This is a genomic window from Actinomadura miaoliensis (assembly GCF_039536785.1).
GTDB classification, from domain to species: Bacteria; Actinomycetota; Actinomycetes; order Streptosporangiales; family Streptosporangiaceae; genus Spirillospora; species Spirillospora miaoliensis.
Genome location: NZ_BAAAZG010000001.1, coordinates 822,284 through 846,329 on the forward strand (window position 1 = coordinate 822,284; position 24,046 = coordinate 846,329).

At 74.3% G+C, this 24,046-nt stretch carries 26 protein-coding genes; 8 read left to right on the forward strand and 18 right to left on the reverse strand.

Translation table 11 applies throughout. The annotated features are described in order from the left end of the window. Both ABD811_RS03780 and ABD811_RS03785 read left to right on the forward strand, forming a co-directional pair. Positions 1-1,007, forward strand: a 1,007-nt coding sequence (locus ABD811_RS03780) for an alpha/beta fold hydrolase (RefSeq protein ID WP_344940692.1), incomplete at its 5' end; no start/stop codon positions are given. A gap of 324 nt (positions 1,008-1,331) precedes the next feature. Continuing rightward, complete coding sequence (locus tag ABD811_RS03785) at positions 1,332-2,876, forward strand: DHA2 family efflux MFS transporter permease subunit (RefSeq protein WP_344940695.1); 1,545 nt, start codon at positions 1,332-1,334, stop codon at positions 2,874-2,876. 188 nt (positions 2,877-3,064) lie between these two features. On the opposite strand, the gene ABD811_RS03790 is transcribed toward ABD811_RS03785, so the two are convergent. Together ABD811_RS03790 and ABD811_RS03795 are read right to left on the reverse strand one after the other, a co-directional pair. Then, positions 3,065-4,615 carry an acyl-CoA synthetase gene (locus ABD811_RS03790; RefSeq protein WP_344940698.1) on the reverse strand — a complete coding sequence of 517 codons (1,551 nt, stop codon included), beginning with the start codon at positions 4,613-4,615 and terminating at the stop codon, positions 3,065-3,067. A 77-nt stretch (positions 4,616-4,692) separates the two neighbouring features. Next, positions 4,693-4,923 (reverse strand): DUF397 domain-containing protein, encoded by a 231-nt coding sequence (locus ABD811_RS03795; RefSeq protein WP_344940701.1) that lies wholly within the window; start codon positions 4,921-4,923, stop codon positions 4,693-4,695. A 196-nt stretch (positions 4,924-5,119) separates the two neighbouring features. Between ABD811_RS03795 and ABD811_RS03800 the strand changes: the two genes are divergently transcribed. Next, positions 5,120-5,719, forward strand: coding sequence for an ATP-binding protein (locus ABD811_RS03800; RefSeq protein WP_344940704.1), 600 nt, complete (start codon positions 5,120-5,122; stop codon positions 5,717-5,719). A gap of 725 nt (positions 5,720-6,444) precedes the next feature. On the opposite strand, the gene ABD811_RS03805 is transcribed toward ABD811_RS03800, so the two are convergent. The 3 genes from ABD811_RS03805 to ABD811_RS03815 all read right to left on the reverse strand — a co-directional run bounded on the left by ABD811_RS03805 (position 6,445) and on the right by ABD811_RS03815 (position 9,379). Continuing rightward, complete coding sequence (locus ABD811_RS03805) at positions 6,445-7,842, reverse strand: alpha,alpha-trehalose-phosphate synthase (UDP-forming) (protein WP_344940707.1); 1,398 nt, start codon at positions 7,840-7,842, stop codon at positions 6,445-6,447. A gap of 232 nt (positions 7,843-8,074) precedes the next feature. Beyond that, positions 8,075-8,869, reverse strand: a complete 795-nt coding sequence (locus ABD811_RS03810) for a PCRF domain-containing protein (protein WP_344940710.1) — start codon at positions 8,867-8,869, stop codon at positions 8,075-8,077. Between the two features lie 57 nt (positions 8,870-8,926). After that, on the reverse strand, positions 8,927-9,379 hold the full coding sequence (locus tag ABD811_RS03815; protein ID WP_344940713.1) for a DoxX family protein: 453 nt from the start codon (positions 9,377-9,379) through the stop codon (positions 8,927-8,929). A 129-nt stretch (positions 9,380-9,508) separates the two neighbouring features. Between ABD811_RS03815 and ABD811_RS03820 the strand changes: the two genes are divergently transcribed. Continuing rightward, positions 9,509-9,985 (forward strand): MarR family winged helix-turn-helix transcriptional regulator, encoded by a 477-nt coding sequence (locus tag ABD811_RS03820; RefSeq protein WP_344940716.1) that lies wholly within the window; start codon positions 9,509-9,511, stop codon positions 9,983-9,985. A gap of 4 nt (positions 9,986-9,989) precedes the next feature. After that, the gene (locus tag ABD811_RS03825) at positions 9,990-11,084 is read left to right on the forward strand and encodes an FAD-binding protein (protein ID WP_344940720.1); all 1,095 of its coding nucleotides are present in this window, start codon (positions 9,990-9,992) and stop codon (positions 11,082-11,084) included. Here the strand turns inward: ABD811_RS03825 and ABD811_RS03830 are convergent, their stop codons facing one another. The 13 genes from ABD811_RS03830 to ABD811_RS03890 form a co-directional block, all read right to left on the reverse strand. Continuing rightward, positions 11,085-11,708: an HD domain-containing protein gene (locus tag ABD811_RS03830; protein ID WP_344940723.1), complete on the reverse strand. Its 624-nt coding sequence runs from the start codon at positions 11,706-11,708 to the stop codon at positions 11,085-11,087. After that, positions 11,705-12,226 (reverse strand): YbaK/EbsC family protein, encoded by a 522-nt coding sequence (locus tag ABD811_RS03835; protein WP_344940726.1) that lies wholly within the window; start codon positions 12,224-12,226, stop codon positions 11,705-11,707. The genes ABD811_RS03830 and ABD811_RS03835 overlap by 4 nt, the downstream gene beginning before the upstream one ends. 70 nt (positions 12,227-12,296) lie before the next feature. Beyond that, positions 12,297-12,941, reverse strand: coding sequence for a response regulator (locus ABD811_RS03840; RefSeq protein ID WP_344940729.1), 645 nt, complete (start codon positions 12,939-12,941; stop codon positions 12,297-12,299). Next, positions 12,932-14,263: a sensor histidine kinase gene (locus ABD811_RS03845; RefSeq protein ID WP_344940732.1), complete on the reverse strand. Its 1,332-nt coding sequence runs from the start codon at positions 14,261-14,263 to the stop codon at positions 12,932-12,934. The genes ABD811_RS03840 and ABD811_RS03845 overlap by 10 nt, the downstream gene beginning before the upstream one ends. Next, a complete protein-coding gene (locus ABD811_RS03850; protein WP_344940735.1) occupies positions 14,247-14,981 on the reverse strand; it encodes a DedA family protein in 735 nt (244 codons plus the stop codon). The genes ABD811_RS03845 and ABD811_RS03850 overlap by 17 nt, the downstream gene beginning before the upstream one ends. 145 nt (positions 14,982-15,126) lie before the next feature. Next, on the reverse strand, positions 15,127-15,375 hold the full coding sequence (locus tag ABD811_RS03855; RefSeq protein ID WP_344940738.1) for a hypothetical protein: 249 nt from the start codon (positions 15,373-15,375) through the stop codon (positions 15,127-15,129). A 142-nt stretch (positions 15,376-15,517) separates the two neighbouring features. Next, positions 15,518-16,903 (reverse strand): sensor histidine kinase, encoded by a 1,386-nt coding sequence (locus tag ABD811_RS03860; RefSeq protein ID WP_344940741.1) that lies wholly within the window; start codon positions 16,901-16,903, stop codon positions 15,518-15,520. Beyond that, entirely contained in the window at positions 16,900-17,619 is a 720-nt protein-coding gene (locus ABD811_RS03865) for a response regulator transcription factor (RefSeq protein ID WP_344940744.1), read from the reverse strand. The genes ABD811_RS03860 and ABD811_RS03865 overlap by 4 nt, the downstream gene beginning before the upstream one ends. 120 nt (positions 17,620-17,739) lie before the next feature. Then, positions 17,740-18,660: a S1C family serine protease gene (locus ABD811_RS03870; RefSeq protein ID WP_344940747.1), complete on the reverse strand. Its 921-nt coding sequence runs from the start codon at positions 18,658-18,660 to the stop codon at positions 17,740-17,742. Between the two features lie 59 nt (positions 18,661-18,719). Further along, a complete protein-coding gene (locus tag ABD811_RS03875) occupies positions 18,720-19,667 on the reverse strand; it encodes a VWA domain-containing protein (protein WP_344940750.1) in 948 nt (315 codons plus the stop codon). Then, a complete protein-coding gene (locus ABD811_RS03880) occupies positions 19,664-20,644 on the reverse strand; it encodes a DUF58 domain-containing protein (RefSeq protein ID WP_344940753.1) in 981 nt (326 codons plus the stop codon). The genes ABD811_RS03875 and ABD811_RS03880 overlap by 4 nt, the downstream gene beginning before the upstream one ends. Continuing rightward, entirely contained in the window at positions 20,641-21,813 is a 1,173-nt protein-coding gene (locus ABD811_RS03885) for an AAA family ATPase (RefSeq protein WP_344940756.1), read from the reverse strand. The genes ABD811_RS03880 and ABD811_RS03885 overlap by 4 nt, the downstream gene beginning before the upstream one ends. Next, complete coding sequence (locus tag ABD811_RS03890; protein ID WP_344940759.1) at positions 21,810-22,031, reverse strand: hypothetical protein; 222 nt, start codon at positions 22,029-22,031, stop codon at positions 21,810-21,812. The genes ABD811_RS03885 and ABD811_RS03890 overlap by 4 nt, the downstream gene beginning before the upstream one ends. A gap of 388 nt (positions 22,032-22,419) precedes the next feature. Here ABD811_RS03890 and ABD811_RS03895 point away from each other — a divergent pair, with 388 nt between their 5' ends. From ABD811_RS03895 to ABD811_RS03905, 3 genes are all read left to right on the forward strand, one after another. Beyond that, positions 22,420-23,001, forward strand: a complete 582-nt coding sequence (locus tag ABD811_RS03895) for a hypothetical protein (RefSeq protein WP_344940762.1) — start codon at positions 22,420-22,422, stop codon at positions 22,999-23,001. 115 nt (positions 23,002-23,116) lie between these two features. Continuing rightward, the gene (locus ABD811_RS03900; RefSeq protein ID WP_344940765.1) at positions 23,117-23,356 is read left to right on the forward strand and encodes a DUF5999 family protein; all 240 of its coding nucleotides are present in this window, start codon (positions 23,117-23,119) and stop codon (positions 23,354-23,356) included. A gap of 379 nt (positions 23,357-23,735) precedes the next feature. Beyond that, positions 23,736-24,020, forward strand: coding sequence for a hypothetical protein (locus ABD811_RS03905; RefSeq protein WP_344940767.1), 285 nt, complete (start codon positions 23,736-23,738; stop codon positions 24,018-24,020). Positions 24,021-24,046: the final 26 nt, after the last annotated feature.

Consider the following 24,046-nt stretch of genomic DNA (forward strand, 5'->3'; position numbering starts at 1 on the left):
TGACCGCCGCGCTGACCGTCTTCCGGCCGCTCGGCGTCGCGGCCGGCCCGCTCCCCGCCCAGGACACCCGCTACTGGCGGCTGCCCACCGGTTCCCGCATCGCGTACACGCTGACCCCGGGCACGGGGCCGCGCCGTGCGGAACCGGTCGTCCGGCTGCACGGCGGCCCGGGGACGCCCGGCGCGGGCCCGGACGACCTCGACCGGCACCTGGCCGCCCAGGGCTTCGACGTGTACACCTACGACCAGCTCGGGTCGGGGCGGTCGCAGCGGCTGGACGACCCGACCGGCTACACCGTCGCCCGGCAGGTCGCGGACCTGGAGGCGATCCGGCGGCGGATCGGCGCGCGGCGGATGATCCTGGTGGGCGGTTCGTGGGGCGCCACGCTCGGCGCCGCCTACATGGCCGGGCATCCCGGTCGCGTCGCCCGGTCGGTGTTCGTCTCCCCAGGCGCGCTGTGGGCGCCGGAGTGGGAGAAGACCGGCGAGGGCGAGCTGTGGGACCGGCTGACCCCGGCCCAGCGCGCCGCGATGGACGCGCTGGAGGCCCGTCCGAAGCTCATGGCGTGGTCGCTGCTCGTGGAGGCGAACCCGCGCGCCGCGCACGCGCTGCTGCCGGACGAGGAGATCGACCCGCTGTTCGACCGGCTGCTGGCCACGGTCGGATCGGCCGCGACGTGCCACCCCGGGCGTCCCTTCACCGAACCGTCGTCCCGCTCCGGCTTCTACGCCAACCAGATGACCTCGGCCGACGCGCTCACCGTCCCCGACCCCCGGCCCGCCCTGCGCCGCGACCCCACGCCGGTGCTGGTCCTGCGCGGCGAGTGCGACTACAAGAGGTGGGAGATCGCCCGCGAGTACCGGGACACCCTGCCCGGCGCGAAGCTGCTGTACGTGCGCGGCGCGGGCCACGTCATCGAGGCCGAGCAGCCCGCGCTCTACCGCGCGGCGGTCACCGCGTTCCTCACCGGCGGGCCCCTGCCGCTCGCGCCGCACACCGGCCGCTGACCACAGGTCACCGCCCCCCCGGCACCCCCCTCAGGCGGCACCGATGAGTTCTCGCTTCACGGCGGGTCCGTACCGGTGTCCGAGGAGCCTGAGGGGGGTGTCGGCTATGTCACATCCGCATGGCGGCCCAGGTCACGGGGCGTTGTGGGAGGAGATGGCCGACGTGCACAGAAATGTCAGACCCCGACGGAATACTCCCGGACAGGCGGGGGTTTAATCGTTCGCGAAAGTGTCAGTCGCTGCAGTATTTTGCTGCGGCATCCCCAGCCCCGTCATGATCCCCTCGTGCCCGCATGCCCGGGCCCACATGATTGGAATACCGTCTTGACCGCTCCCGCGTCTTCGCAGACGAAGGCCGATCCGCCGGACTCGGCGTCCGCTGGAGGGCTCGACCGCGGCGTGCTCGCGGTGGCCATGGTCGTCGTCCTCGGCGCGATCATGTCCATCCTGGACGTGACCGTCGTCAACGTCGCGCTCAAACATCTGTCCGAGGACTTCGACTCGCCGCTCGCCACCATCCAGTGGGTGGCCACCGGCTACACGCTCGCGCTGGCCACGGTCATCCCGGTGACCGGCTGGGCCTCGGCTCGGTTCGGCACCAAGCGCCTGTACATGCTGTCGATCGCGCTGTTCGTCGGCGGGTCGGCGCTGGCGGGCACGGCCTGGAGCGCCGAGTCCCTGATCGCCTTCCGGGTGCTGCAGGGCCTGGGCGGCGGCATGATCATGCCCGCCGGCATGACGATCCTCACCCAGGCCGCCGGCCCGCAGCGGGTCGGCCAGGTGATGAGCATCGTCGGCATCCCGATGCTGCTCGGCCCGATCACCGGCCCCATCCTGGGCGGCTGGCTGGTCGACGACGTCTCCTGGCGCTGGATCTTCTACATCAACGTGCCGATCGGCGCGGTGGCGCTGATCCTGGCCGCGCGCATCCTCAAGCGCGACGAGCCGCGTCCCGCCGAGCGGCTGGACTTCCTCGGGCTGCTGCTGCTGTCGCCGGGTCTGGCCGCGCTGATCTACGGGCTGGCCACCGGCGCGGAGAAGTCCGACTTCGGCCGTCCGGGCGTGCTGATCCCCACCGTCGTCGGGGCGGTGCTGACGCTCGGGTTCGTCCTCCACGCGCTGGGCCGCCACAACGGCAACCCGCTGATCGACCTGCGGCTGTTCCGGCGCCGTTCGGTGGCCACCGCGTCCGGCACGCTCGTGCTGTTCGCCTGCGCCTTCTTCGGCGCCATGCTGATCCTGCCGCTGTACTACCAGTCGGTGCGCGGCGAGAGCGCGTTCGCCGCGGGCCTGCTGCTGGCCCCGCAGGGCGTGGGCGCCATGGTGACCATGCCGATCGGCGGCAAGCTCACCGACCGCGTGGGTCCCGGACGGGTCGTGTGGATCGGCCTCACCGTCGTGGTGCTGGGCGTCGCGGGCTTCGCCTCGCAGCTCACCGCCGACGCCTCGTACTGGGCGCTGGGCGCCGCGCTGTTCGTCATGGGTCTCGGCATGGGCCTGACGATGATGCCGACCATGTCGGCCGCCATGCAGACCCTGCAGCACGACGAGGTGCCGCGAGCCAGCACCGCGCTGAACATCATCCAGCAGGTGGCGGGCTCGATCGGCACCGCGTTCATCGCGGTCCTGCTGGCCTCCCAGCTCAAGGACCGCGGGCTGCCCACCGGCGGCGCCGCGGCCGAGGCCCCCGCCGGGGCGCCGAAGCCGCCGCCCGAGGTCATGGCACCGATCCTCGCCAAGATGGCCGACGCCTTCCAGACCACCTACTGGTGGTCGCTGGCGCTGCTGGTGCTGGCCTTCATCCCCGCGTTGCTGCTGCCGCGCAAGAAGCCGGACGGCGCCGTCGACGCTCCCATGCCGATGCACTGAGCACCCCTCACAGCCGAACGCCCCGTCCCGAGGTCCTGCGACCTTCGGGGCGGGGCGTTCGCCGCTCTGAGCCCCCCTCAGCCCACCGCGAGGGGCGAACGCGGCACGACACCGGGCGCAAGGCCGCGATCTCCATGGTCAGCGCTCGACCCCGGGCGGCTTCGGCGCGGAACGCGAGGGGGCACGGGTCAGGGCCGCGGCCGGGAGTCGGAGTCCTTCCAGTACTCGTCCTTGAGCAGGCGCTTGTAGAGCTTGCCGGTGGCATGGCGGGGCAGTTCGGCGCGGAAGTCGACCGAGCGCGGGCACTTGTAATGGGCCAGGCGGTCGCGGCAGTAGGCGATCAGCTCGGCCTCCAGGCCGGGGCCCGCGTCGTCCATGGACACCGGCTGCACGACGGCCTTGACGGACTCGCCCATCTCGGCGTCCGGGACGCCGATGACCGCCACGTCGGCGACCTTGGGATGGACGGCCAGGACGTTCTCGGCCTCCTGCGGGTAGATGTTCACCCCGCCGCTGATGATCATGTACGAGCGGCGGTCGGTCAGGTAGAGGAAGCCGTCGTCGTCCACATAGCCGACGTCGCCGAGCGTCGTCCAGCCGCGCCCCTTCGGGTCCCGGGACGCGGCGGTCTTGTCGGCGTCGCCGTGGTACTCGAACTCGGGGCCGGCGCCGAAGTAGAGGGTGCCGGGCGTGCCGGGCGGCACCTCGTCGCCGTTCTCGTCGCAGACATGGATCTCTCCCAGAAGGGGTCTTCCGACCGTCCCCTTGTGGGCGAGCCAGTCCTGCGAGTTGGCGTAGACGAAGCAGTTGCCCTCGGTCCCGGCGTAGTACTCGTGCAGGATCGGGCCCCACCACTCGATCATCTGCTCCTTGACCGGGACGGGGCAGGGCGCGGCGGCGTGCACGGCGCAGCGCAGCGTCGACAGGTCGTAACGGGCGCGGACATGCGGCGGCAGCTTGAGCATCCGGATGAAGTGGGTGGGCACCCACTGGCTGTGCGTCACCCCGTGCTCGTCGATGGCCGCGAGGGCCTGCTCGGGGTCGAACTTCTCCATCACCACGACGGTGGCGCCGAACCGCTGGAAGGTCAGGCTGTAGCGCAGCGGCGCGGCGTGGTAGAGCGGCGCCGGGGACAGGTACACCGAGTCGCCGTCGGGCTGGAACAGCAGGGAGATCAGCTGGTAGAGGGCGCCGGGCGTGCCCATCGGGTCCAGCCGCAGCTGCGGTTTGACGCCCTTGGGACGGCCGGTCGTGCCCGACGAGTACAGCATGTCGACGCCTTCGCACTCGTCCGGGATCGGGGTCGGCGGATGGGCCGCGACCCGCTCCTCGTAGGACTCGAAGCCCGGCGCGACGCCGTCCAGCATCAGCCGCAGCCGCACCCGGGGCGTGCGCTCGGTGACGGCCGCCGCGGTGCCGGCCAGGGCCCGTGAGGAGACGAAGACCTTCGCCCCGCAGTTGTCGACGATGTAGGCCAGCTCGTCGGCCTGCAGCCGCGAGCTGACGGCGGTGTAGTAGAGCCCGGAACGCTGCGCCGCCCAGGCCACGGCCAGGAACAGCGGGTGGTTCTCGAGCATGAAGGCGACGTGGTCGCCGGGGCGCAGCCCCTCGGCTCGGAGGAGCTGCGCGAGCCGGTTCGACTCCTCGTCGAGTTCCCGGTACGTGACGATCCGCCCGGAGCCCGCCATGATCACGGCGGGCCTGCCGGGGGTTCGCTCGGCGATCTGGCCCAGGTGCATGCGTCAGCACGCTACCTGGCGGAACACCGAAATGGAACGGGATTCGGTTTACTGACGGTCCCGACCGGACCGGCGGTTCAGACCAGCATGTGGTCGAAGTCGCCGTCCTTGGCACCGCCCACGAACGCCTCGACCTCCTCCCGCGTGTAGACGAGGATCGGTCCGTTCGGATACCGGGAGTTGCGCACCGCGATCTCCCCCGTGGGGAGTTCGGCCAACTCGACGCAGTTGCCGCTCGGGTTGCTGCGGCGGCTCTTCTGCCAGACGAGTCCGTGCCGCCAGAGGTCCGACAGCTCGTCGCCGTACATGCGTGCCCCCTTGTCAGGCCGTCTCGCCTCCCTCGCGGGAGGCTGCGATCTCGCCCCACCCCTGTAGCCATGGTACGAGATGCACGTGCATTCGTTCTTGCATTGGTTCATGCAGACGGTCTTGCATCTGCACGACATGGGGAGCAAGATAGCGAACGCCGCGCACTGCACACCCGCTCGCCACTGGGGTCTGACAATGATCGTTGACCAGGCAGACGACGTCGCCGCTCCGCCCGCGCACGGGGGGAGGCGGACCTGGCGGCCCGCGGCCGCCGGGCGCGCGCTGTGGCCGGACGCCGGCCCGACGGCGCTGGTCCCGCCGGCCACACCGGGGCTGGCCGGCCACTGGCCGACCCCGCCCTCGGGCCGTCCCCGCACCGCCCGCCGGGTCCTGCCCGCCGACGCCGCCTCGCCGAAGGCGGCGCGCGAGTTCACGCTGGCCACACTGGAGGACTGGGGGCTGGCCGACGCCGCCGAGGACGTCCTGGTCGCCGTGTCGGAGCTGGTCACCAACGCGTTCCGGCACGGCCTGACGGGCCTGCTGCGCCCGGCGCCGCCGTGTCCCATCCAGCTCGTGCTGCTGGGCCACCCGCGGCGCCTGGTCGTGGCCGTCACCGACCCGGGCACCCAGGTCCCCGAGCAGGCCGAGCCCGACCCGGACCGCTTCGGCGAGGCGGGCCGCGGCCTGGTGGTGGTCGGCGCGGTCAGCGACGCGTGGGGCTGGGCGCCCCTGTCCACAGGCGGCAAGGCCGTCTGGGCGGCGTTCGACCTACGCCCCGCCTCCACCGACCGCTGACGGAGCCCTCACCGGCCCCTCTGGCAGGGGCACCCGGTACGCATGCCCTGACCACCGGCTGCCCCGCCTCCAGGCGCCACCTGTCCGGAACGGGCGGGCGCCGTCGCCTGCACGACGAGCCCACCTGGCCTGGGACGGCTGGTCCGGCCGGCAGCTCACCTGCCACGTCCCCGAAACCGCTGCTCACAGGACGCTGCCCCGCAGTGAAGGCGGCGCGGGTCGCGAACCCGGCGTCCCGGTCTGGCGTCTGGAGCGCCCCGCCCGGGCGGCGGGAGGGCGCCGAATGCGTGTGGCGCGGGGAAGGGCTGGGGCGCCGCCGGAGATGCGGCGTTCGGCCTTGCGGTCACGGGACGGCGGGTGCGCTCGGCGGCGCTCCCGGCCGTGACCGGGAGGCGCGCCGCGGCCGTGAGCGGTGAGCCGAGCCGCCGGCTGACCCCCCGCAGCGGCGGGGCGCCACACCCGGCGGAAGGCGACCTGCGCTCCGCCGGCAGGTCGTGGACGCGGCGTCCCCCGCGCTGGTCGGGCGGGACCACGGGCGGTGGTGACGGCGCGTCCGTCGTGTCGGTGGCACGCTCCAGAAGAAGCGCGCGAGGTGTTGCGCCAGGGCGCGGTCGCCTCAAGGCCGGGCGGCGTGGAGGGTCCGAGCGGGGGGCCGTCCTTTCGGGTGGGTCAGGGTCGCGTTGCTCAGGGGTTCGAATGTGGTGTCCCCCTGGGGGGACGGCGGGTCAGTTGACCCGTTGCGGCTGTTCCAGGGCGCTGAGGAAGTCCTGGGCCCAGCGGTCGACGTCGTGTTCGAGGACGCGCTTGCGCATCGCGCGCATGCGGCGGCCCTGTTCCGCCGGGTCGGCGTTCATCGCGGCCAGCATGGTGTTCTTGAGCCCGTCGATGTCGTACGGGTTGACCTGGAAGGCCCGCTTGAGCTCGGCGGCCGCGCCGGCGAACTCGCTGAGGACCAGGGCGCCGCGCAGGTCGTCGCGGCAGGCGACGTACTCCTTGGCGACCAGGTTCATGCCGTCCCGCAGCGGGGTGACCACCATGACGTCGGCGGCCAGGTAGAGGGCGGCCAGCTCGGCGCGGTCGTAGGAGGTGTGCAGGTAGTGCACGACGGGGAAGCCCAGTTCCCCGTAGTCGCCGTTGATGCGGCCGACCTGCTGCTCGATCTGGTCGCGCAGCAGCTGGTACTGCTCGACCCGCTCCCGGCTGGGCGTGGCGATCTGCACGAACACCGCCTGGCCCGGCTTGAGGTGGCCGTCCTCGAACAGCTCGCCGAACGCCTGCAGGCGCTGGGCGATGCCCTTGGTGTAGTCGAGCCGGTCGACGCCGAGCAGGATGGTGGGGTCGCCGAGGTCGGCGCGGATCTCCTCGGCCCGCTCGCGCACGCTGGGCTGGGCGATGAGCGACTTGAGCTCGCCCACGTCGACGGAGATGGGGAACGCGCGCGCCCGCACGACGCGCTCCTCCCACAGCACGTCCTGGCGGAAGTGCCGGGCGTCAAGCAGGCGGCGGCACAGCCGGACGAAGTTGGCCGCCGCGCCGGGCAGCTGGAAGCCGACCAGGTCGGCGCCCAGCAGGCCCTCCAGGATCTGCCGCCGCCACGGCATCTGCCAGAACAGCTCCAGCGGCGGGAACGGGATGTGCAGGAAGAAGCCGATCCGCACATCGGGACGGCGGCGCCGCAGCATGGCCGGGACGAGCTGCAGCTGGTAGTCCTGCACCCAGACCACGGCGTTCTCCGCGGCCACCTCGGCCGCCGCGTCGGCGAACCGTTCGTTGACGCGCACGTAGGCGTCCCACATCTCGCGCGAGTACACCGGCGGGGCCACCACGTCGTGGTAGAGCGGCCACAGCGTGGCGTTGGAGAACCCCTCGTAGTAGAGCTCGACGTCCCGCCTGGTCTGCTTGACCGGCCACAGGGACATGCCGTCCTCCTCGAACGGCTCCAGCTCCTCGTCGGGCGCGCCCGCCCATCCGATCCACGTGCCGTGACGCCGGCGCATCACCGGCGCGATGGCGCTGACCAGACCCCCCGGGCTCCGCCGCCAGGCCGCCGTCCCGTCCTCGCCGACCACCCGGTCCACCGGCAGCCGATTGGCCACCACCACGAACTCACTACCGTGCGTCACCAACGCACCGCCTTCCCAGGAATCTTGACGATCACATGCCCAGAAACGGGCATCTGGAACTTCTCGTCATTCTGCCGTGATCCATATGACATCGACATGACAGGGCGGTCGACGTAACCAGTCGGTACATATCGGTACAGATGGTGGTATGCCGGGACCTGGCAACTCTTCCGGCCGCTTTCACGCGGACGTCCCGCAGCGGGCCTTCGTCCCCGCCCGAAACGAGGCCTGGTCAGTGAGTGCGGGTGACCTCGCCGGAGCGGGCGGAGGCGATGTGGTGGTACGCGGGGTCGGCGGGGGTCAGCGCGGCGGCGGCGAGCCGGGCGTGCACCTGTCGCAGCGCGTCCGCCCGGGCGCGGCGCTGGTCGTCGTTGACGCCGAACGCGGCGATGCCGGACGGCGCGTGGTCGACCCGGATCGTCGTGGGGGCGCCCGGGTCGCGCGTGCAGAGCAGGCCGATGGTCAGAGCACCGGGGTCGGCGGTGGCGTCGGGGACGTCCGGCAGGACCGTCACCCGTGCGAGGGCCCTTCCCTGGGCGTGCAGGCCGTTGTCCGTTTTCAGGGCCGCCCAGGCGCCGGGGCCGCCCTCGCCTGCCGTGATTCCCAGGACGGCGTGCGGGCGGGGAGCGTCGAGCCGGCCGTCGAGGGGTGTGACACGCCAGCCGGGGCGGGCGGCGGCCTGGTAGTGCCGGGCGAGCCACAGCGCGTCGTCCGACACGGCGTCGATGAAGAGGACGACGTCGTTGGGGTCGTAACGGTCCCAGCCGGCCAGCCGCGCGGACAGGGCGTCCTGGAGGGCGGCCGACCGGGCGGCGAGGGCGGCGGCTTCGGAGTGCCACTCCAGCTCGCGCGCCGCCGTCAGGTCGTCGCGCGTGCTCCGCAGGTGGACGGCCGTCTCGTACAGCGGACGCAGGTGGTCCCGGCGGCGTCGCAGCAGGCGGGCGAGCCCGTGGTCGCGGTGGACGGCGGGGTCGCACAGGCGGGCGTCCAGCGCCGCGTACTCGGCGATGATCTCCCGCTCGTCCACGCCTCCATGATGCCGGGCGCCGGGCCGGCGGAAGGACCCGGCGCCCGTGCGGGACCGTCAGGTGCGGGCGGGCTCGCGGCCGGACGCCTCGCGGCGGCCGAAGACGACGGCGTCGACGCCGAAGCGGCCGCCGCCGGCCAGGGCGAGCAGCAGGCAGGTGGCGCCGAGTGCGAGGACGAGCTCGTAGCCCCCGTCACCGGCGAACAGGCCCTTGTCGGCGTGCGCGTACCAGAACGCGCCGGCCATGTCGACCGCCAGCAGCACGCCGGCGACCGGGACGAGCACCCCGAGGACGAGCGCGGCGCCGCCGAGCAGCTCCACCCACGTGGCGAACGCGGCCGACAGCGACGGGAACGGGATGCCGAGGCCCTCGAACATCGCGGTGACGCCCGAATGCCCGGTCTCGGTGAGCTTCTGCCAGCCGTGCGCGATGAAGATCACGCCGATGGCCAGGCGGCCCACCAGCAGACCCGCGTCGGGCAGGTAGGGGAAGCGGCGAGCGGGGTTCATGCTCTCCTCCTGCGAGATAGGCGGCCGCCGCACGCGCCGGACGGCGGCGCATACGGCGGCGGAAATAGTTCAACTCTCAACCGACGCTAGCAACATTTAGTTCAAATCCAAACCAACTATGATGGTGATGTGACAGGCACCTCACCCCTCGATCCCCGGCAGATGCACGCCTGGCTGGGCTTCCTGACCGCCTCGCACCTGCTGGAACACGAGATCGAACGCCAGCTCAAGCGCGACGGCGGGCTGTCGCACGCGGAGTTCGAGGTGCTGGTCCGGCTGGACTGGGCCGAGGGGCACCGGATGCGCATGTCCGACCTGGCCCGCGAGGTGATGGTCTCCAAGAGCAGGCTGACCTACCAGGTGTCGGGGCTGGAGAAGGCCGGGCTGGTGCGGCGCCGGCCGTGCGACGCCGACCGCCGCGCGGTGTGGGCGGAGCTGACCGACGAGGGCGCCGCCGCGCTGGCCCGGGTCCGGCCCGGCCACCGGGCGGTGGTGCGCGAACTGCTCATCGAGGAGCTGTCGGACGACGAGCTGGAGGTGCTCGGCGAGGCCCTGAACCGCGTGGCCGACCGGCTGCGCGAACGGGCCCGGCAGCGCAAGCGGTAGCGCGGTGGACGACTTCGGCGGCATCGTCCGCACCTCGCCGCTGCGCGTGGCGCGTCCGTCGTGCGCGCGCGACGTGGCGGACGCGGTGCAGCAAGCCGAGGCGGACGGCCTGGCGGTGGCGGCGCGCGGGTGCGGGCACTCCACGGCGGGCGAGTCGCAGGCCCCGGGCGGCGTCGTGATCGACATGCGCGGCATGCGGGCCGTCCACGAGGTGGGCCGCGGGCACGTCACCGTGGACGCGGGCGCGACGTGGCGGGAGGTGCTGGACGCGACGCTGCCGCACGGGCTCACGCCGCCGGTGCTCACCGACCACCTCGACCTGACGGTGGGCGGGACGCTGTCGGCGGGCGGGGTGGGCGGGGCGTCCCATGTGCACGGGACGCAGGCCGCCAACGTGCTGGAACTGGAGGTCGTCACCCGGCAGGGCGAGATCGCGGTCTGCTCGGCGTCGCGCCGTCGCGGGCTGTTCGACGCGGTGCGGGCGGGCATGGGCCGGTACGGCGTCATCACGCGGGCCACGCTGCGGCTGGTCGCGGCGCCCGAACGGGTGCTGGTGTGCACGGTGCCGTGCCGGGACGCGGGCGAGCTCGTCGGCCTCCAGCGCCGCGTCCGGGCCGATCACGTCTCCGGCCAGGCCAAGCCCGCCGAGGCGGGGTGGCGGTTCGAGGCCAAGGCCGTGGTGTACGACGGGACGCGTCCGCCCGAGGGCGTGGAGCCGTCCGAGGTGGAGCGTCTGGCCTACCGCGACTTCGCCGACCGGATGCGGCCCGACGTGGCGGAGCTGGTCCGGCTGGGCGAGTGGGCGCGGCCGCATCCGTGGGCGATGGTGTTGCTGCCCGCCGCCCGCGCGGCGGAGCTGATCGGCGAGGTGCTCGCCGGGACGACGGCCGGCGATCTGGGGCTCAGCGGCGTCGTGCTCGTCAAGGCCCTCAGGATCGGCCGCGTGCCGATGCTGCGCTCCCCCGCCGATCCGGTGCTGTTCGGCATGCTGCGCACCGCCTCGCCCGGCTGCCGGACGGCCGCGGAGATGACGGCCGCCAACCGCCGCCTCCACGAGCGGGCCGCCGCCGCCGGCGGCACCCCCTACCCCGCCTCCTGATCAGCCGTGTTCCTCCGCCCGGCCTTCCTGAGCCGCCTGCCCGTCCTGGACCGGGTGGGCGGACTGGAAGGCCAGGCGGTCGTCGGCGCGGGCGGCGATGCGGTCGAGCACGTCGTCGAGCTTGAGGAACGTCTCCCAGGCCTGCTCGCCCGAGGCGGCGGCGAGCCGGTCGACGACGCGTTGCTCCAGGTCGGGGACGCGCTTGGCCTTCCAGACCTTGTCCGCGAGGCTGACGAGCAGGTCCTCGATCGTGACGCCGTCGCCGTCCCAGGCGGCGTGGGTGCGGGCGAACCGCGCCAGCCTCTCCTCCACGCCGTGCGCGCGCAGCAGCTCGTGGCCCGCCGGCTCGTGCCGGGCGCCGGGGCCGGACAGCTCGGCGGGATGCAGCACCTTGCCGATGTCGTGCGTCGCCGCGCCGAACAGCACCGCCTCCGCGTCGACCGCGACGTCCGGGTACGTCGCGGCGACCCAGTCGACCAGCTCGCCGGCCGCCTCGTGCACGGCGCGCAGGTGGGCGGCCAGCCGGGGCGGGGCGTTCAGCTCGGCCAGCAGGCGGGCGGCGTCGACGGGCAGCGGCGGCGGCCCGGGGGCCGTCAGCGCGCGTCGCAGGGCGGCTGAGGTCACCCCTGGGCCAGTGCGATGACCTCGGCGCCCGGCAGCGCGGCCAGGGCCTTGCCGGGCACCAGCAGCTTGGACCCGCGGATGCCGCTGCCGACGACGGCCCGCGGGAGCGCGGCGGCCGCCTCGTCCACCAGCACCGGCCAGTCGCCGGGGAGGCCGAACGGCGTGATGCCGCCGTACTCCATGCCGGTGAGGGAGGTCGCCTCATCCATGGGGGCGAACGACACCTTGCGCGCGCCCAGGTGCCTGCGCACCGCGCCGTTGACGTCGGCGCGGTCGGTGGCCCGCACCATGCACGCGGCGTAGCGGACCTCGCCGCCCCGCTTGGCGGCGACGATCACGCAGTTGACGCTGGCCTCCAGCGGCACGTCGTAGTGCGCGCAGAACTCGGCGGTGTCGGCCAGGGCCGGGTCGATCGGCGCGACGTACGCCTCCGGCACGTCGCGCACGGCCGCGACGACCGGCTCGGCGAGCAGGCCGGCCCGTTCGGCCGCGGGCACCCAGTCCAGCTTTCCCAGCATCGTTTCGTCTCCCCCTGTGTCGTTTCGCGTCCCAACAATGCCATGCCCGGCCGTCGTCGCGGGGCGGGCGTCAGGAGCCGAGGTAGCGCAGGACGGCCAGGACGCGGCGGCTGTAGCCGGCGGCCTGGGACAGGTCGAGCTTGTCGAAGATGGCGTTGACGTGCTTTTCGACCGCGCTCTGCGACACGTGCAGGTGCGCGGCGATGGAGGCGTTGGTGTGCCCCTGGGCCATGTGGTCGAGCACGTCGCGTTCGCGGAGCGTCAGGCGGCTCAGCGGATCGGCGTGCGAGCTGCGCATCACCAGCTGGCGGACCACCTCGGGGTCGAACGCGGCGCCGCCCGCGCCGACCCGCTCCAGCGCGTCCAGGAACTCGTCGACCTGCGCCACCCGGTCCTTGAGCAGGTAGCCCACCCCGGTGGCGTCGGCGGTGATCAGCTCGGTGGCGTAGCGCTTCTCCACGTACTGCGACAGCACCAGCACGCCGATGCCGGGACGGCGGCGGCGGATCTCCAGCGCCGCGCGCAGTCCCTCGTCGGTGTGGGTGGGCGGCATCCGCACGTCCACCACGACGACATCCGGCGGGTCGGCGTCCACCGCGTCCAGCAGCGCCTGCCCGTCGCCGACGGCGGCCGGCACCTCGTGCCCCTCCTCGGCCAGCAGCCGGACCAGGCCCTCGCGCAGCAGCGTGGAGTCCTCGGCCAGGATCACCCGCACGGCAGCGCCGCCCGGATCACGGTGGGGCCGCCGGACGGGCTGTCGACGGCGAACGCGCCGTCCAGCGCGGCGACCCGGCGCGCCAGCCCGGCCAGCCCGGTGCCCGCCGGGTCGGCTCCCCCGGCGCCGTCGTCCTCCACCCGCACGAAGATCATTCCGTTGCTCCCTGTCTCGGCGGCGTCGTCCCGCAGCGTCCGCATGGCCCCGGCGGCGCCGGCGACCCCGCCGACGACTCCGCCGGCGGCTTCGCCGGTGGGGCCGTCGGCGACGCGGACGGTGACGCGGGACGCGCCCGAGTGCTTGGCCGCGTTGGTGACCGCCTCGCACACCACGAAGTAGGCGGCGGTCTCCACCGCGTGCGGCGGGCGTCCCGCCACGTCGTAGTCGATGGTCACCGGGACGGACGAGCGTTCGGCCACCGTCTCCAGCGCCGCCCGCAGCCCCTCCCGGTCGAGGGCCGCGGGGTAGACCCGCCAGGCGACCTCCCGCAGGTCGCCGAGGGCGCGTTGCGACTCCTCGTGCGCCTGGCGCAGCAGCTCGCGCGTCCGTTCGGCGTCCCCGGCCCGCCGCGCGCGGCCGATCAGCATGCCCAGGGCCACCAGGCGCTGCTGCACGCCGTCGTGCAGGTCGCGTTCGATGCGGCGGCGCTCGTCGTCGACCGCCTCCACCACGGCGGCCCGGCTGACCGCCAGCTGCGCGATGCGCCTCTCGTACTGTTCCAGCGGGCTGGGCCCCAGGCAGCGCCGTGCCACGCCCCGTTCCAGCACGGCCACCCCTATCAGCCCCTGGACGGCCAGGAACAGCAGCACGGCCGCCATCACGAGCATGTAGGCGACGATCCCCGGCTCCGGGGGAATGTGGTCCAGGTAGTCGCCGGAGACGCTCCAGCTGAAGACGAGCGCGGTCATGGCTCCCGCGCCGTACGTGGTCAGCGTCAGGATGATGCCGCCGAGCAGGCCGACCGGGACGCGCAGCAGCAGGTACACCAGGGCGCGCACCGGCTCGTACCCGGCGGGCTGCTCATGGCCGAGGAACACCGTCAGCCGCCGCCGTTCCAGCCCGGTCAGCGCCGTCGCCGCGCCGGTCACCACGCGGGGCACGGGCCGCCGTCCCCGGGAGAACGCCAGCGCGCACACCACCAGTGGCCCGGCCACGGCCAGCAGCACCAGCTCCACGACCGCCGACACCGCGCCCAGGCACAGCCCCGCCAGTGTGCGCGCGGACGTCCGCAGCAGACGCGGGAAGGGGCCGCGACGCCGCTGCGGTGGCGGCGGCGCGGCCCCGTCCACGTCCACGCCCGCCCGGTCAGCCGACGTGCTCACCCTGGGAGCTGCGGGTCCGCCGGTGCGCCCCCGGCGGCTGGCCGCCCTTGCCGCGCCCCTTCACGATGCGCACGATGAGGAAGACCACCACCGCCAGCCCGGCGAGCCCGACGACGACCTTGGAGTAGGTGCCGACGTACTCCTCCACCAGGTGCCAGTTGTCGCCGAGCTGGTAGCCGGCCAGCACGAAGATGGTGTTCCAGATGGCGCTGCCCGCCGCGGTGTAGAGCAGGAACGACGTCATCGGCATGCGCTCCACGCCCGCGGGCACGGAGATGAAGCTGCGGAACAGCGGGATGAACCGGCCGAAGAACACCGCCTTGCCGCCGTGCCGGGCGAACCACGCCTCGGTGCGGTCCAGGTCCTCCAGCTTCATCAGCGGCATCCGCGCCACCAGGCGGCGGATGCGGTCGCGGCCGATCAGGGCGCCGATCCAGTACAGCGCCAGCGCGCCGACCACCGAGCCGACCGTCGTCCAGACCAGCGCGGCGACCAGGCTCATGTCACCGCGCGCCGCGGTGAACCCGGCCAGCGGCAGGATCACCTCGCTGGGCAACGGGGGGAAGAGGTTCTCCAGGGCGATGGCCGCGCCCGCGCCGACGGCGCCCATCCGCTCCATCAGGTCGGTGGCCCAGCCCGCGATGCCGCCGGTCGGCTCGGCGGCGCCGCCCGCGTCCGCCCGGCCTGCGGCGAGCGCCAAGTGCGTGATTGCGATCATGTCCCAAAGGCTACGGATGCCGGAGTGTGCCCCGCCATGGAAACGACCGCCCGGCTCACCGGCCGTGTGCCGCACCCTGACGCCTGCGGAAAACCACAGGATACCCGCAAAGGCCGGGACGCGGCCGTGATCGGACCGAACCGGGTCAGGTCAGGGCGGCGGACGCGTCGCCGCGGCGGGACGCCAGGTGCGCGCCGCGCTCCCACTCGTCCTCGAACGCCAGCACGGTCGCCATGACCGGGCCGTCGGCCGGCGCGTCCTCCCGCGTGATCACCACGTGGCACAGGCCGCCGCGTTCGGCCAGGTAGACGGCCTGCTCGGCGTCGCGTTCGTAGAGCCGGACGCCGTGGAAGCGGGCGACCACCTCGTCGAATCGGACGGTCTGCCTGCGCATGCGCGCCTCCCCCTCACGCCCTCCACGCCGTCCCGGGCGCCGGGCGGGCGGCGTCCGCCGGGACGCGGGCGCGCACGGCCCGGGCCGGGCACCGACATTCCCTCATCCCCGTGTTGCGGGCTCGTGTCGGCCGGATGAAGGCTCACCGAACGGGACGCCGCGCGGTCCCGTCGCCGGACGGCAGCGGGTCGACCTCGGGCGGGGCCGCGATCGCCGGCGGCCCGGAGCCCGGCGTCCCCGCGGTGCCCGCCGACACCGGGAACCACAGCACGAACGTGCTGCCGGCGCCGGAGGCGGAGAACAGCCGCACGTGGCCGTTGTGCGCCTCCACGATGCTGCGCACGATCGCCAGGCCCAGGCCGGTGCGGCGGTCCCGGTCGCGGGAGCGGCGCGTCTCGGGGCCGCGCCAGAACCGGTCGAACACCCGGTGCTGCTCCTCGGCGCGGATGCCGGGCCCGGCGTCGCGGACCGCGATCCACTGCCAGCCGCCCATCCGGTCGGCGGCGACCGTGATGGTCGACCCGGCGGGCGCCAGCCGCACCGCGTTGGACAGCAGGTTGCCCACCGCGCGGCGCAGCGCGTCGTGGTCGCCGATCACCGTCAGCCCGCGCCGCAGCCGCCGCTCGACGGTCATCCCGCGCGCCGCCGCCAGCGCGTCGAACTCCTCGGCCGCCTCCCGCGCGGCCAGGCCCAGGTCCACGTCGTTGTCGTCGAAGGCCGGGGCCGAACGGCGCGCGGTGGCCAGCAGGTCCTCCACCAGGCGGGTCATGCGGGTGGTGGCGCGGTCGACCACCTGCACGGCGCGGCGCCGGTCCTCGGCCTCGGCGTCGGCGTCGCTGAGCACGGTGTCCAGGTTGGCCCGGATGATCGCCAGCGGGCTGCGCAGCTCGTGCGAGGCGTCGTCGATGAGCCGGCGCTGGGCGTGGAACGCCGCGTCCAGCCGGTCCAGCATGGAGTCGATGGTGTCGGCCAGGTAGCGCAGCTCGTCGCGCGGCCCGGACAGGCGGATGCGCCGCGACAGGTCGGTCGCCTGGATCTCCTCGGCGGCGCGGGCGATCGCCCCGACGGGTTTGAGCGCCCGGCCCGACAGCACCCAGCCGATGCCCAGGCTGGCCACGAACAGCCCGCCCAGCGTCAGCAGCGAGTAGTGCTTGAGCGTCTGCTGGGTCTCGTAGTTGACGGCCTGCTCGACCTGCTGCACCTTGACGACCTCGACCTGCCCGAGGCGCTGCTGGCTGCCGTCCGGCATCTGGACGACCTTCTCGGCGTTGAAGGTCTTGGTGATCGGCTGGGCGTCGGTGCTGCGCGCCACGGCCCAGTAGACGCCGCCCAGCACCACGGCGGTCAGGGCGAACAGCAGCGTGGAGTACAGGACCGTCAGGCGGAACCGGATCGACTGCATCGGCCCCGGCAGCCGCCAGCCCGCGGGCGGGCGGGGCCGCCACCGGCGCGGCGGCGGGCTCTCCAGGTGCTCGGCGCGGTCGAAGCCTTCGGCGGGGCCTTCGGTGGGGCCTTCGGGGGTGGTCATGACGGCCTCGCTGGGGTGGTGGCGGCGTCGCTCTCGCGCAGGCGGTAGCCGTGCCGCACGACGGTCTCGATCAGCTGCTCCTCGTCGGAGGCGGCGAGCTTGCGGCGCAGCGTGCCGACGGTGACGCGCACGGTGTTGGTGAACGGGTCGGCGTTCTCGTCCCAGACGTGCTCCAGCAGTTCCTCGGCCGACACCACCTGCCCGGGACGGCTCATCAGGTACCGCAGGACGGCGAACTCCTTGGGCGTCAGCTGCAGGCGGCGCTCGCCGCGGAACGCCTCCCGCCTCCCGGTGTCCAGGCGCAGGTCGCCGACGGTCCACACCGCCGACCCGCCGCCGGAGTCGCGGCGCAGCAGGGCCCGCACGCGCGCCAGCAGCTCGGGGAACGCGAACGGCTTGACCAGGTAGTCGTCGGCGCCCTCGTCCAGGCCGCGCACCCGGTCGGCCAGCCGGTCGCGCGCGGTCAGCATGAGGATGCGCAGGTCCGGGCCGCTCTGCCCGTCCAGCTCGCCGCTGCGGATCCGGCCGCACAGGCCGAACCCGTCGCCGTCGGGCAGGTTGAGGTCCAGGATCATCAGATCGTAGGCGGCGGCGTAGAGCTTGTGCGTCGCCGTCTCGACGTCGTGGGCGACGTCGACCGCGTAGTCGGCGCGGACCAGCCCGTACCGCAGCGCCTCGACGAGGTCCTCCTCGTCCTCGACCACCAGCACCCGCATCCGATGCGACCTCTTCCCGAGCCGAGGGGCCGGGACCGGCCCCATTCCACCATGACGGCCGCCACCGCGGCCCACCTACCTCCACAGCCGCCTCGACGGCCACCTCGACGGTATGACGTGTCAGCGGATGAGCCGCTGCGCGCCGTCCACGGCGCGATCCGCGGGGATCGCGAAGCCGATGCCGCCGACCTGCCCGCGCGCGATCGCGGTGTTCACCCCGACGACCTCACCGCGCGCGTTGACCAGCGGGCCGCCGGAGTTGCCCGGGTTGATCGACGCGTCGGTCTGCAGCGCGCTGCGCCGCCCGCTGTCACCGAGGCTCACCTCGCGGCTCAGCGCGCTGACGATGCCGCTGGTGACGGTGCCCTGCAGGCCGAGCGGCGAGCCGAGCGCCAGCACCGGGTCGCCCACCCGCACGTCGGCCGAGCGGCCGAACGTCAGCGGCGGGGGGCTGTCCCCGGCCGGGATCGCCAGGACGGCCAGGTCGTTGGCGGGGTCGGCGCCCACCACGCGCGCCCCCAAGCGACGCCGGTCGGCCAGCACCACGGTGACCTCGCCGGCGCCCTCCACGACGTGCGCGTTGGTCAGGACGTGACCGCCCCGGTCGATCACGAATCCGGACCCGGTGCCGCGCGAGCGCGCCGACCGGATCTCCACCGACACCACGCTGGGCTGCACCCGCGCCGCCACGTCGCTGAGGTCCCCGGCCCCGCCGTTGACCGGCCCGGCGGTGGACCGGGCGATCGGCGCGGCGGCGGCCCGGTCGCCGGTCAGCCGTCCGGCGGCGGCGCCGGCCGCTCCCCCGGCCAGCAGGCCCGCCACCACCGCGACCACGACGGCGCGGCCCGGCCCCCGCCGGTTCGGGCCGCTCCCGCCGGGCCCGCCGGGGTCGTCCTGCCGCGTCCACGGGGCGGGCGGCGCCGGGACGCGGAACGGGTCGCCGCCCTGGGGCCAGGCGGGGGCGGGCGGGGCGGGCAGGAAGTCGGGGCCGCGCGGCTCGCCCAGCCCGAACCGGGCGTCCCCGTGCGCTTGGTGACTCATCAGGCTCCTTCGATGCTCAGGGCGGGCTCAGGGCGGGCTCACGGCGGGATCCGGCGGGCTCACGGCAGACGGGAGAACCACAGCAGGGACCCGGCGGACACGGCGACCGACAGCAGCAGCCCGGCGGCGACGAACCACGCCCAGATCTCGCGCTGCTCGACGCGGTAGCCGATGCTGCTGCCGATGTCCTCGTAGACGCGGCGCAGCTCACCGCCGGACGCGGCCTCGTAGTAGCGGCCGCCGGTCTCCTGCGCCAGGCGTTCCAGCGCGGGCCCGTCCACCGGCACCGGGACGGCCGTGCCGTTCTGGTACATCACGCCCTCGGCGGTGCCGTAGGCGATCGTGGACACCGGGATCCCGGCCCCCAGGGCGCGCTGCGCGGCGTCCCTGGGACTGCGTCCTGCGGTGTTGGTGCCGTCGGACAGCAGCACGACGCGTCCCGGCGGGGGCTGCCCGCCGAACTGCGCCCCGAACCCGGCGATCGCGTCCAGCGAGACGATCACGCCCTCGCCGATCGCGGTGCGCGGGCCCAGCGTCAGCCAGTCGATGCCGGCGAGCATGGCCTGCCGGTCGGTGGTCGGCGGGACCAGCACCGACGCCGTCCCGGAGAAGGCGACCAGGCCGACGTTGAAGCGCGCGGGCAGCCGCTCGACGAAGGTGCGGGCGGCCTGCCTGGCGGCGGTCAGCCGGTCCGGCTGGACGTCGGTGGCCTCCATGGAGTGCGACACGTCGACCGCCACCATGATCGTCGCCTGCTCGCGCGGCACCCGCACGTCGGCGGCCGGACGCGCGAACCCGGTGACGAACAGCCCCAGCATCAGCAGGAACGCCGCCGCGGGCAGGTGCCGCCGCCAGCCCGGCCGGGTCGGCGCCACCCTGTCCAGCAGCGCCAGGTTGGTGAAGCGCACCGCGTACCTGCCGCGCCGCACCTGCGTCACCACGTACGCGGCGATCAGCACGGGCAGCGCCAGCAGCAGGAGCAGCCGCACCGGTTCCAGGAAGCTCACGCCGCACCCCCTCCCGAGGCCGGCGGCGCCCCGGACGCCGGGGCGGCGGCCGCGGCGGTCCTGCGCTGGGTCAGCACGTGCCGGACGAGGTCGCGGACCCAGTCGCCGTCGGTGCGCAGCCGCAGGTGCGCCGCGCCCGCCGCGCGCAGGCCCGCCGCGATCTCCGCGCGCTGCCGGGCGGCGGCCGCCGCGTACCGTTCGCGCAGGCGGCCGCTGGCCGTGGGGATCTCGCGGCGCCGTCCGGTCTCGGGGTCGACGACGGTGAGCATCCCCACGTCCGGCAGCGTCAGCTCGCGCGGGTCCACGACCTCGACGGCCAGCAGCTGGTGCCGGGCGGCCAGCAGCCGCAGCGGACGCTGCCACGACGCCACCGGGTCCAGGAAGTCGGAGACCGCGACGACCAGGCCGCGGCGCGCGGCGCCGGTGCGGCGAAGCAGGCCGGCGGCCGCGCCGAGGGAGGCGGAGGCGCTCCCGTCGCCTCCGCGCCCGGGAGCGCCGCGCGGCACCGCCAGCAGCGTGCGCAGCAGGCCGAGCAGGTGCGGCCGCCCGGTGCGCGCCGGGACGTGCAGCGGGCCGTCGTCGCGCACGATCTGGGCGCCGATCCGGTTGCCGGCCCGCTCGGTGAGGAACGCGACCGCGGCCACCGCGAACACCGCCAGGTCGCGCTTCTCCAGGCGTCCGGTGCCGAAGTCCATGCTGGCGGTGGCGTCCACCAGCGCCCAGGTCTCCAGCTCGCGGTCGGCGACGCGGTCGCGCACGTGCGGGACGGTGGAGCGCGCGGTCAGGTTCCAGTCCATGGTGCGCACGTCGTCGCCGGGCACGTACTCGCGTCCCTCGGCGGGCTCGGACCCCGGCCCGGGCAGCAGTCCCAGATGGTCGCCCTGCAGCAGCCCGTCCAGGCGCCGCGTGACGGTCAGCTCCAGGCGGCGCAGGGCGTGCTCGGGGGCCAGTTCCCGCAGGGCGGGGGTGGGGTTCATGCGGCCCTGCCCTCCTCCCCCTGCGGGCCGGTCTCCTCGGGGGCAACGCGCGGCGCGGGCACGGCCGCCACGATCCGGTCGACGATCGACCGCACGCCCACCCCGTCGGCCAGCGCGTCGAACGACGGCACCAGCCGGTGCGCGAGGACGTCGCCGGCCAGGTCGCGCACGTCGCCGGGCAGTACGTACTCGCGGCCGCGCAGCAGGGCCAGCGCCCGTCCGGCCGCGACCAGCCCGAGGGAGGCGCGCGGCCCCGCCCCGTAGGCCAGCAGGCCCGCGACCTCGGGGACGCCGTGGCCGACCGGGTCGCGGGTCGCCGCCACCAGCCGCACGGCGTACCGCGCCACCTCGTCGTGCACGAAGACGCCGGTGGCGGCCTCGCGCAGCGCGGTGACCTCGCCGGTGTCCAGGATGCGGTCCGGCTCGGGCGGCCGCACGCCCATCCGGTACACGATCGCCAGTTCCTGCGCCTCGGTCGGATAGCCGACGTCGATCTTCAGCAGGAACCGGTCGCGCTGCGCCTCGGGCAGCCGGTAGACGCCCTCGGACTCGATCGGGTTCTGGGTGGCCAGCACCAGGAACGGGCGCGGCACCGGGAACGTGCGGCCCGCGATGCTGACCTGGCGTTCGGCCATCACCTCCAGCAGCGCCGACTGCACCTTGGCCGGGGCCCGGTTGATCTCGTCGACCAGCACCACGTTGGCCATCACCGGGCCGAGTTCGATGTCGAAGCTCTCGGTGGAGGGCCGGTAGATGCGGGTGCCGACGATGTCGGCGGGCACCAGGTCGGGGGTGAACTGCAGGCGGGCGAACGACCCGCCGACGACGGTGGCCAGCGTCTGCGCGGCCAGCGTCTTGGCCACGCCCGGCACGCCCTCCAGCAGGCAGTGGCCCCCGGCCAGGACCGCGACGAGCATCCGTTCGATCATCCGGTCCTGGCCGACGATCACACGCTTGACCTCGAACAGCGCCCGTTCGGCCAGCGCGCTGGCCGGCGGCCGGACCCGGGCGGCGTCGATGCCGCCGGCGCGGCCGCCCGGCGCGGCGTCCCCGCGGAGTCCGCCGGTCGTGACGCGATCGTCCGTCCAGAGGTCTCCGCGCTCGCGCGCCGTTCCGGCGGGGGGCTCGGGCGGCGTGCCCGGCGGGCCGTGCTCCTCCGGCCGGCTCATTGCGTGCCGGCGGCCTGGTTCGGGCTCTGCCCGTGGCGCCAGGGGCAGTCCTTGCCCGGCTGCCCGGCGTCCTGGGCCTGGTAGTCGACGATCCGCAGCTCGGTGCGGCCCGGTTGCGGCCCGGTGTCGGCCAGCGCCGCGCTTCCGGCGACGAGCGTCCCGGCCCCCGCCAGCCCGGCCGCCGCGATCACGATCTTGGTACGTCCGCTGAGACTCATGCTCGCCGTCCCCTCGCTCTCCGCTCGGTGGTGTCCGGCCGCCTCCGGCCGGACGGCACACGACGATCACAGCAAGCCGGGGCGAAAACGAACTTAAGGACGCCGCGGCGCCGCGGCCCCCGCGGGCGCCCGAAACCCCCCACCGGCGAGAGATGCGTCACGCTGCCCGGCGCCCGCCCGCGGGGCGACGGGCGCGCCGAATCCGCAGGCCGCCGCGGGCGCGGGTGACGGGACCGGGGCGCCGGGCGGGGGCACCCGCCCGATCCCGCCGAAGATTCTTTTCTGATCGACTTTTCCGTTAACTGCCTTTCTTGTAGCGTTCGCAGCGTTTTGTAAACCGCTTTCCTGATCTTGCTCCCCCGCCACAAGATCGCGAAAGGAGATCGCGATGCCCACGGCGACAGGCCTGGCCGCGGCCGCGCTCCTCGGCCTGCTGACGCTGCTGGCCGCCGCGTGGCTCGCGACCGGGCGCTCCCCCCGGCTGTCCGCCGCCACGGCCGGGCCCGCCGACACGCCCGGAGGCGCCGCCGGCGCCCCGGACGCCGGCGACGGCTCGGCCGACCACCCCGAGTCGCTCACCGCCGTCCTCAACCAGGACAGCGAGGAGTACCTGGCCTGGCTGGCCGACCACCTGTGGCCCGGCGACGAGTACCTGGACCTGGAGCAGGAGTGGCGCGTCGAGCTCGGCGCCGGCGAGCTGCCCGAGCCGTACGAGTCGCCGCTGTGCCCGCAGTGCCGCCTGCGCCGCGAGGACGTGTGGCCGTGCCCGCACTGCGGCAGGCTGCTGCACCCCACCTGCGGCCACGGCATGCGCCGCCGCCGGGTCGAGCGCCCGTACCGCGCCCAGGGCGCCGGGTCGGAGGCCGTCGTCGGCGAGTGGATCTGCACCGGCTGCCGCTCGGTGGTGGGCCTGGACGTGGCGGGCGGCGACGAGGCCGGGGGCGGCGAGGCGGGCGACCTGCTCACCTGAGCCCCTCCCTAAACGCCAGGAAGGTAAAGATTCCGCCATCCGCTTGCGAGTTTCGGTCGACGGTCTGCAAACTCGAGGTATGTCCTAATTCGCAGGACATCCGTGGAGGTATCCCGTGACCGCTCAGCGACTGCCGGCCTGTGTCCACCAGCCGCCCTGTCCAGGGCCGGACAGCGTCGACCACGACGCCGCCCGCATCGTGGCCAGCCACCCCGAGCAGGGTTGGAGCCTCCTGTGCAACGGCATCGTCCTCTTCGAGGACACCGGCGAGCTGCTGCCCGACGGGCGTGTGATCGCACCGCACCGTCCCACCCCGCACCTGCGCCGCGCCGCTGCGACAGCGACGGTCTCCTGAGGTGAGCGCCCCGCCGCCCGGCACCGGCGGCGCACGGCTCATCGACCAGAACTCCCCGAGGTAAGGCGCGTACCGCCCGCCTCCCCGCACCACCCCACCCGCCATCGCGGGGCATGTCTCATCCGACGTGCGGGCCTCGGCCGCCCTGCGGCCGAGGCCCGCACGTGTTTTTCTCCCGGGACGGACCAACGGCCGCCGCGCCGCCTCGGCGGCGCGTTGAGCTGCTGGAACACGTCCCGCGCGTACACTTTCACGCGTCGCCGGGCCGCCCCGGCGACGCGCCGTCACGGCATGTCGTCTCCCCGCCGCCGGATCCGGTCTTGTAGCGTTCAGTTGTTTTGCTCCTTACGCAAGGTTCTTCGCGGAAGGGCGGCGCGGCGTGTTCGTGGTCCTCGTCCTGGTCTCCCTGACCTGCCTGCTGTGGGCCGGCCGGTGGGTGCGCCCTGCCGCGCGTCCTGGCATCCCCCTGATCTCGCCGGGCGGCCTCGGCGGGCCCGACGGGGCGGGCGGGTACCCCGAGTCGATGACGGCCGTCCTCGACCCCGCCGACGAGGAGTACCTGGCCTGGCTGGCCGACCACCTGTGGCCCGAGGACGAGTATCTCGACGTCGAACTCGGGATGGGCGACGGCGAAGAGGAGCCCGGGGGCGGCCTGCGCCGGTGACCCCGGGGCGGGATCCCGCGTTACGG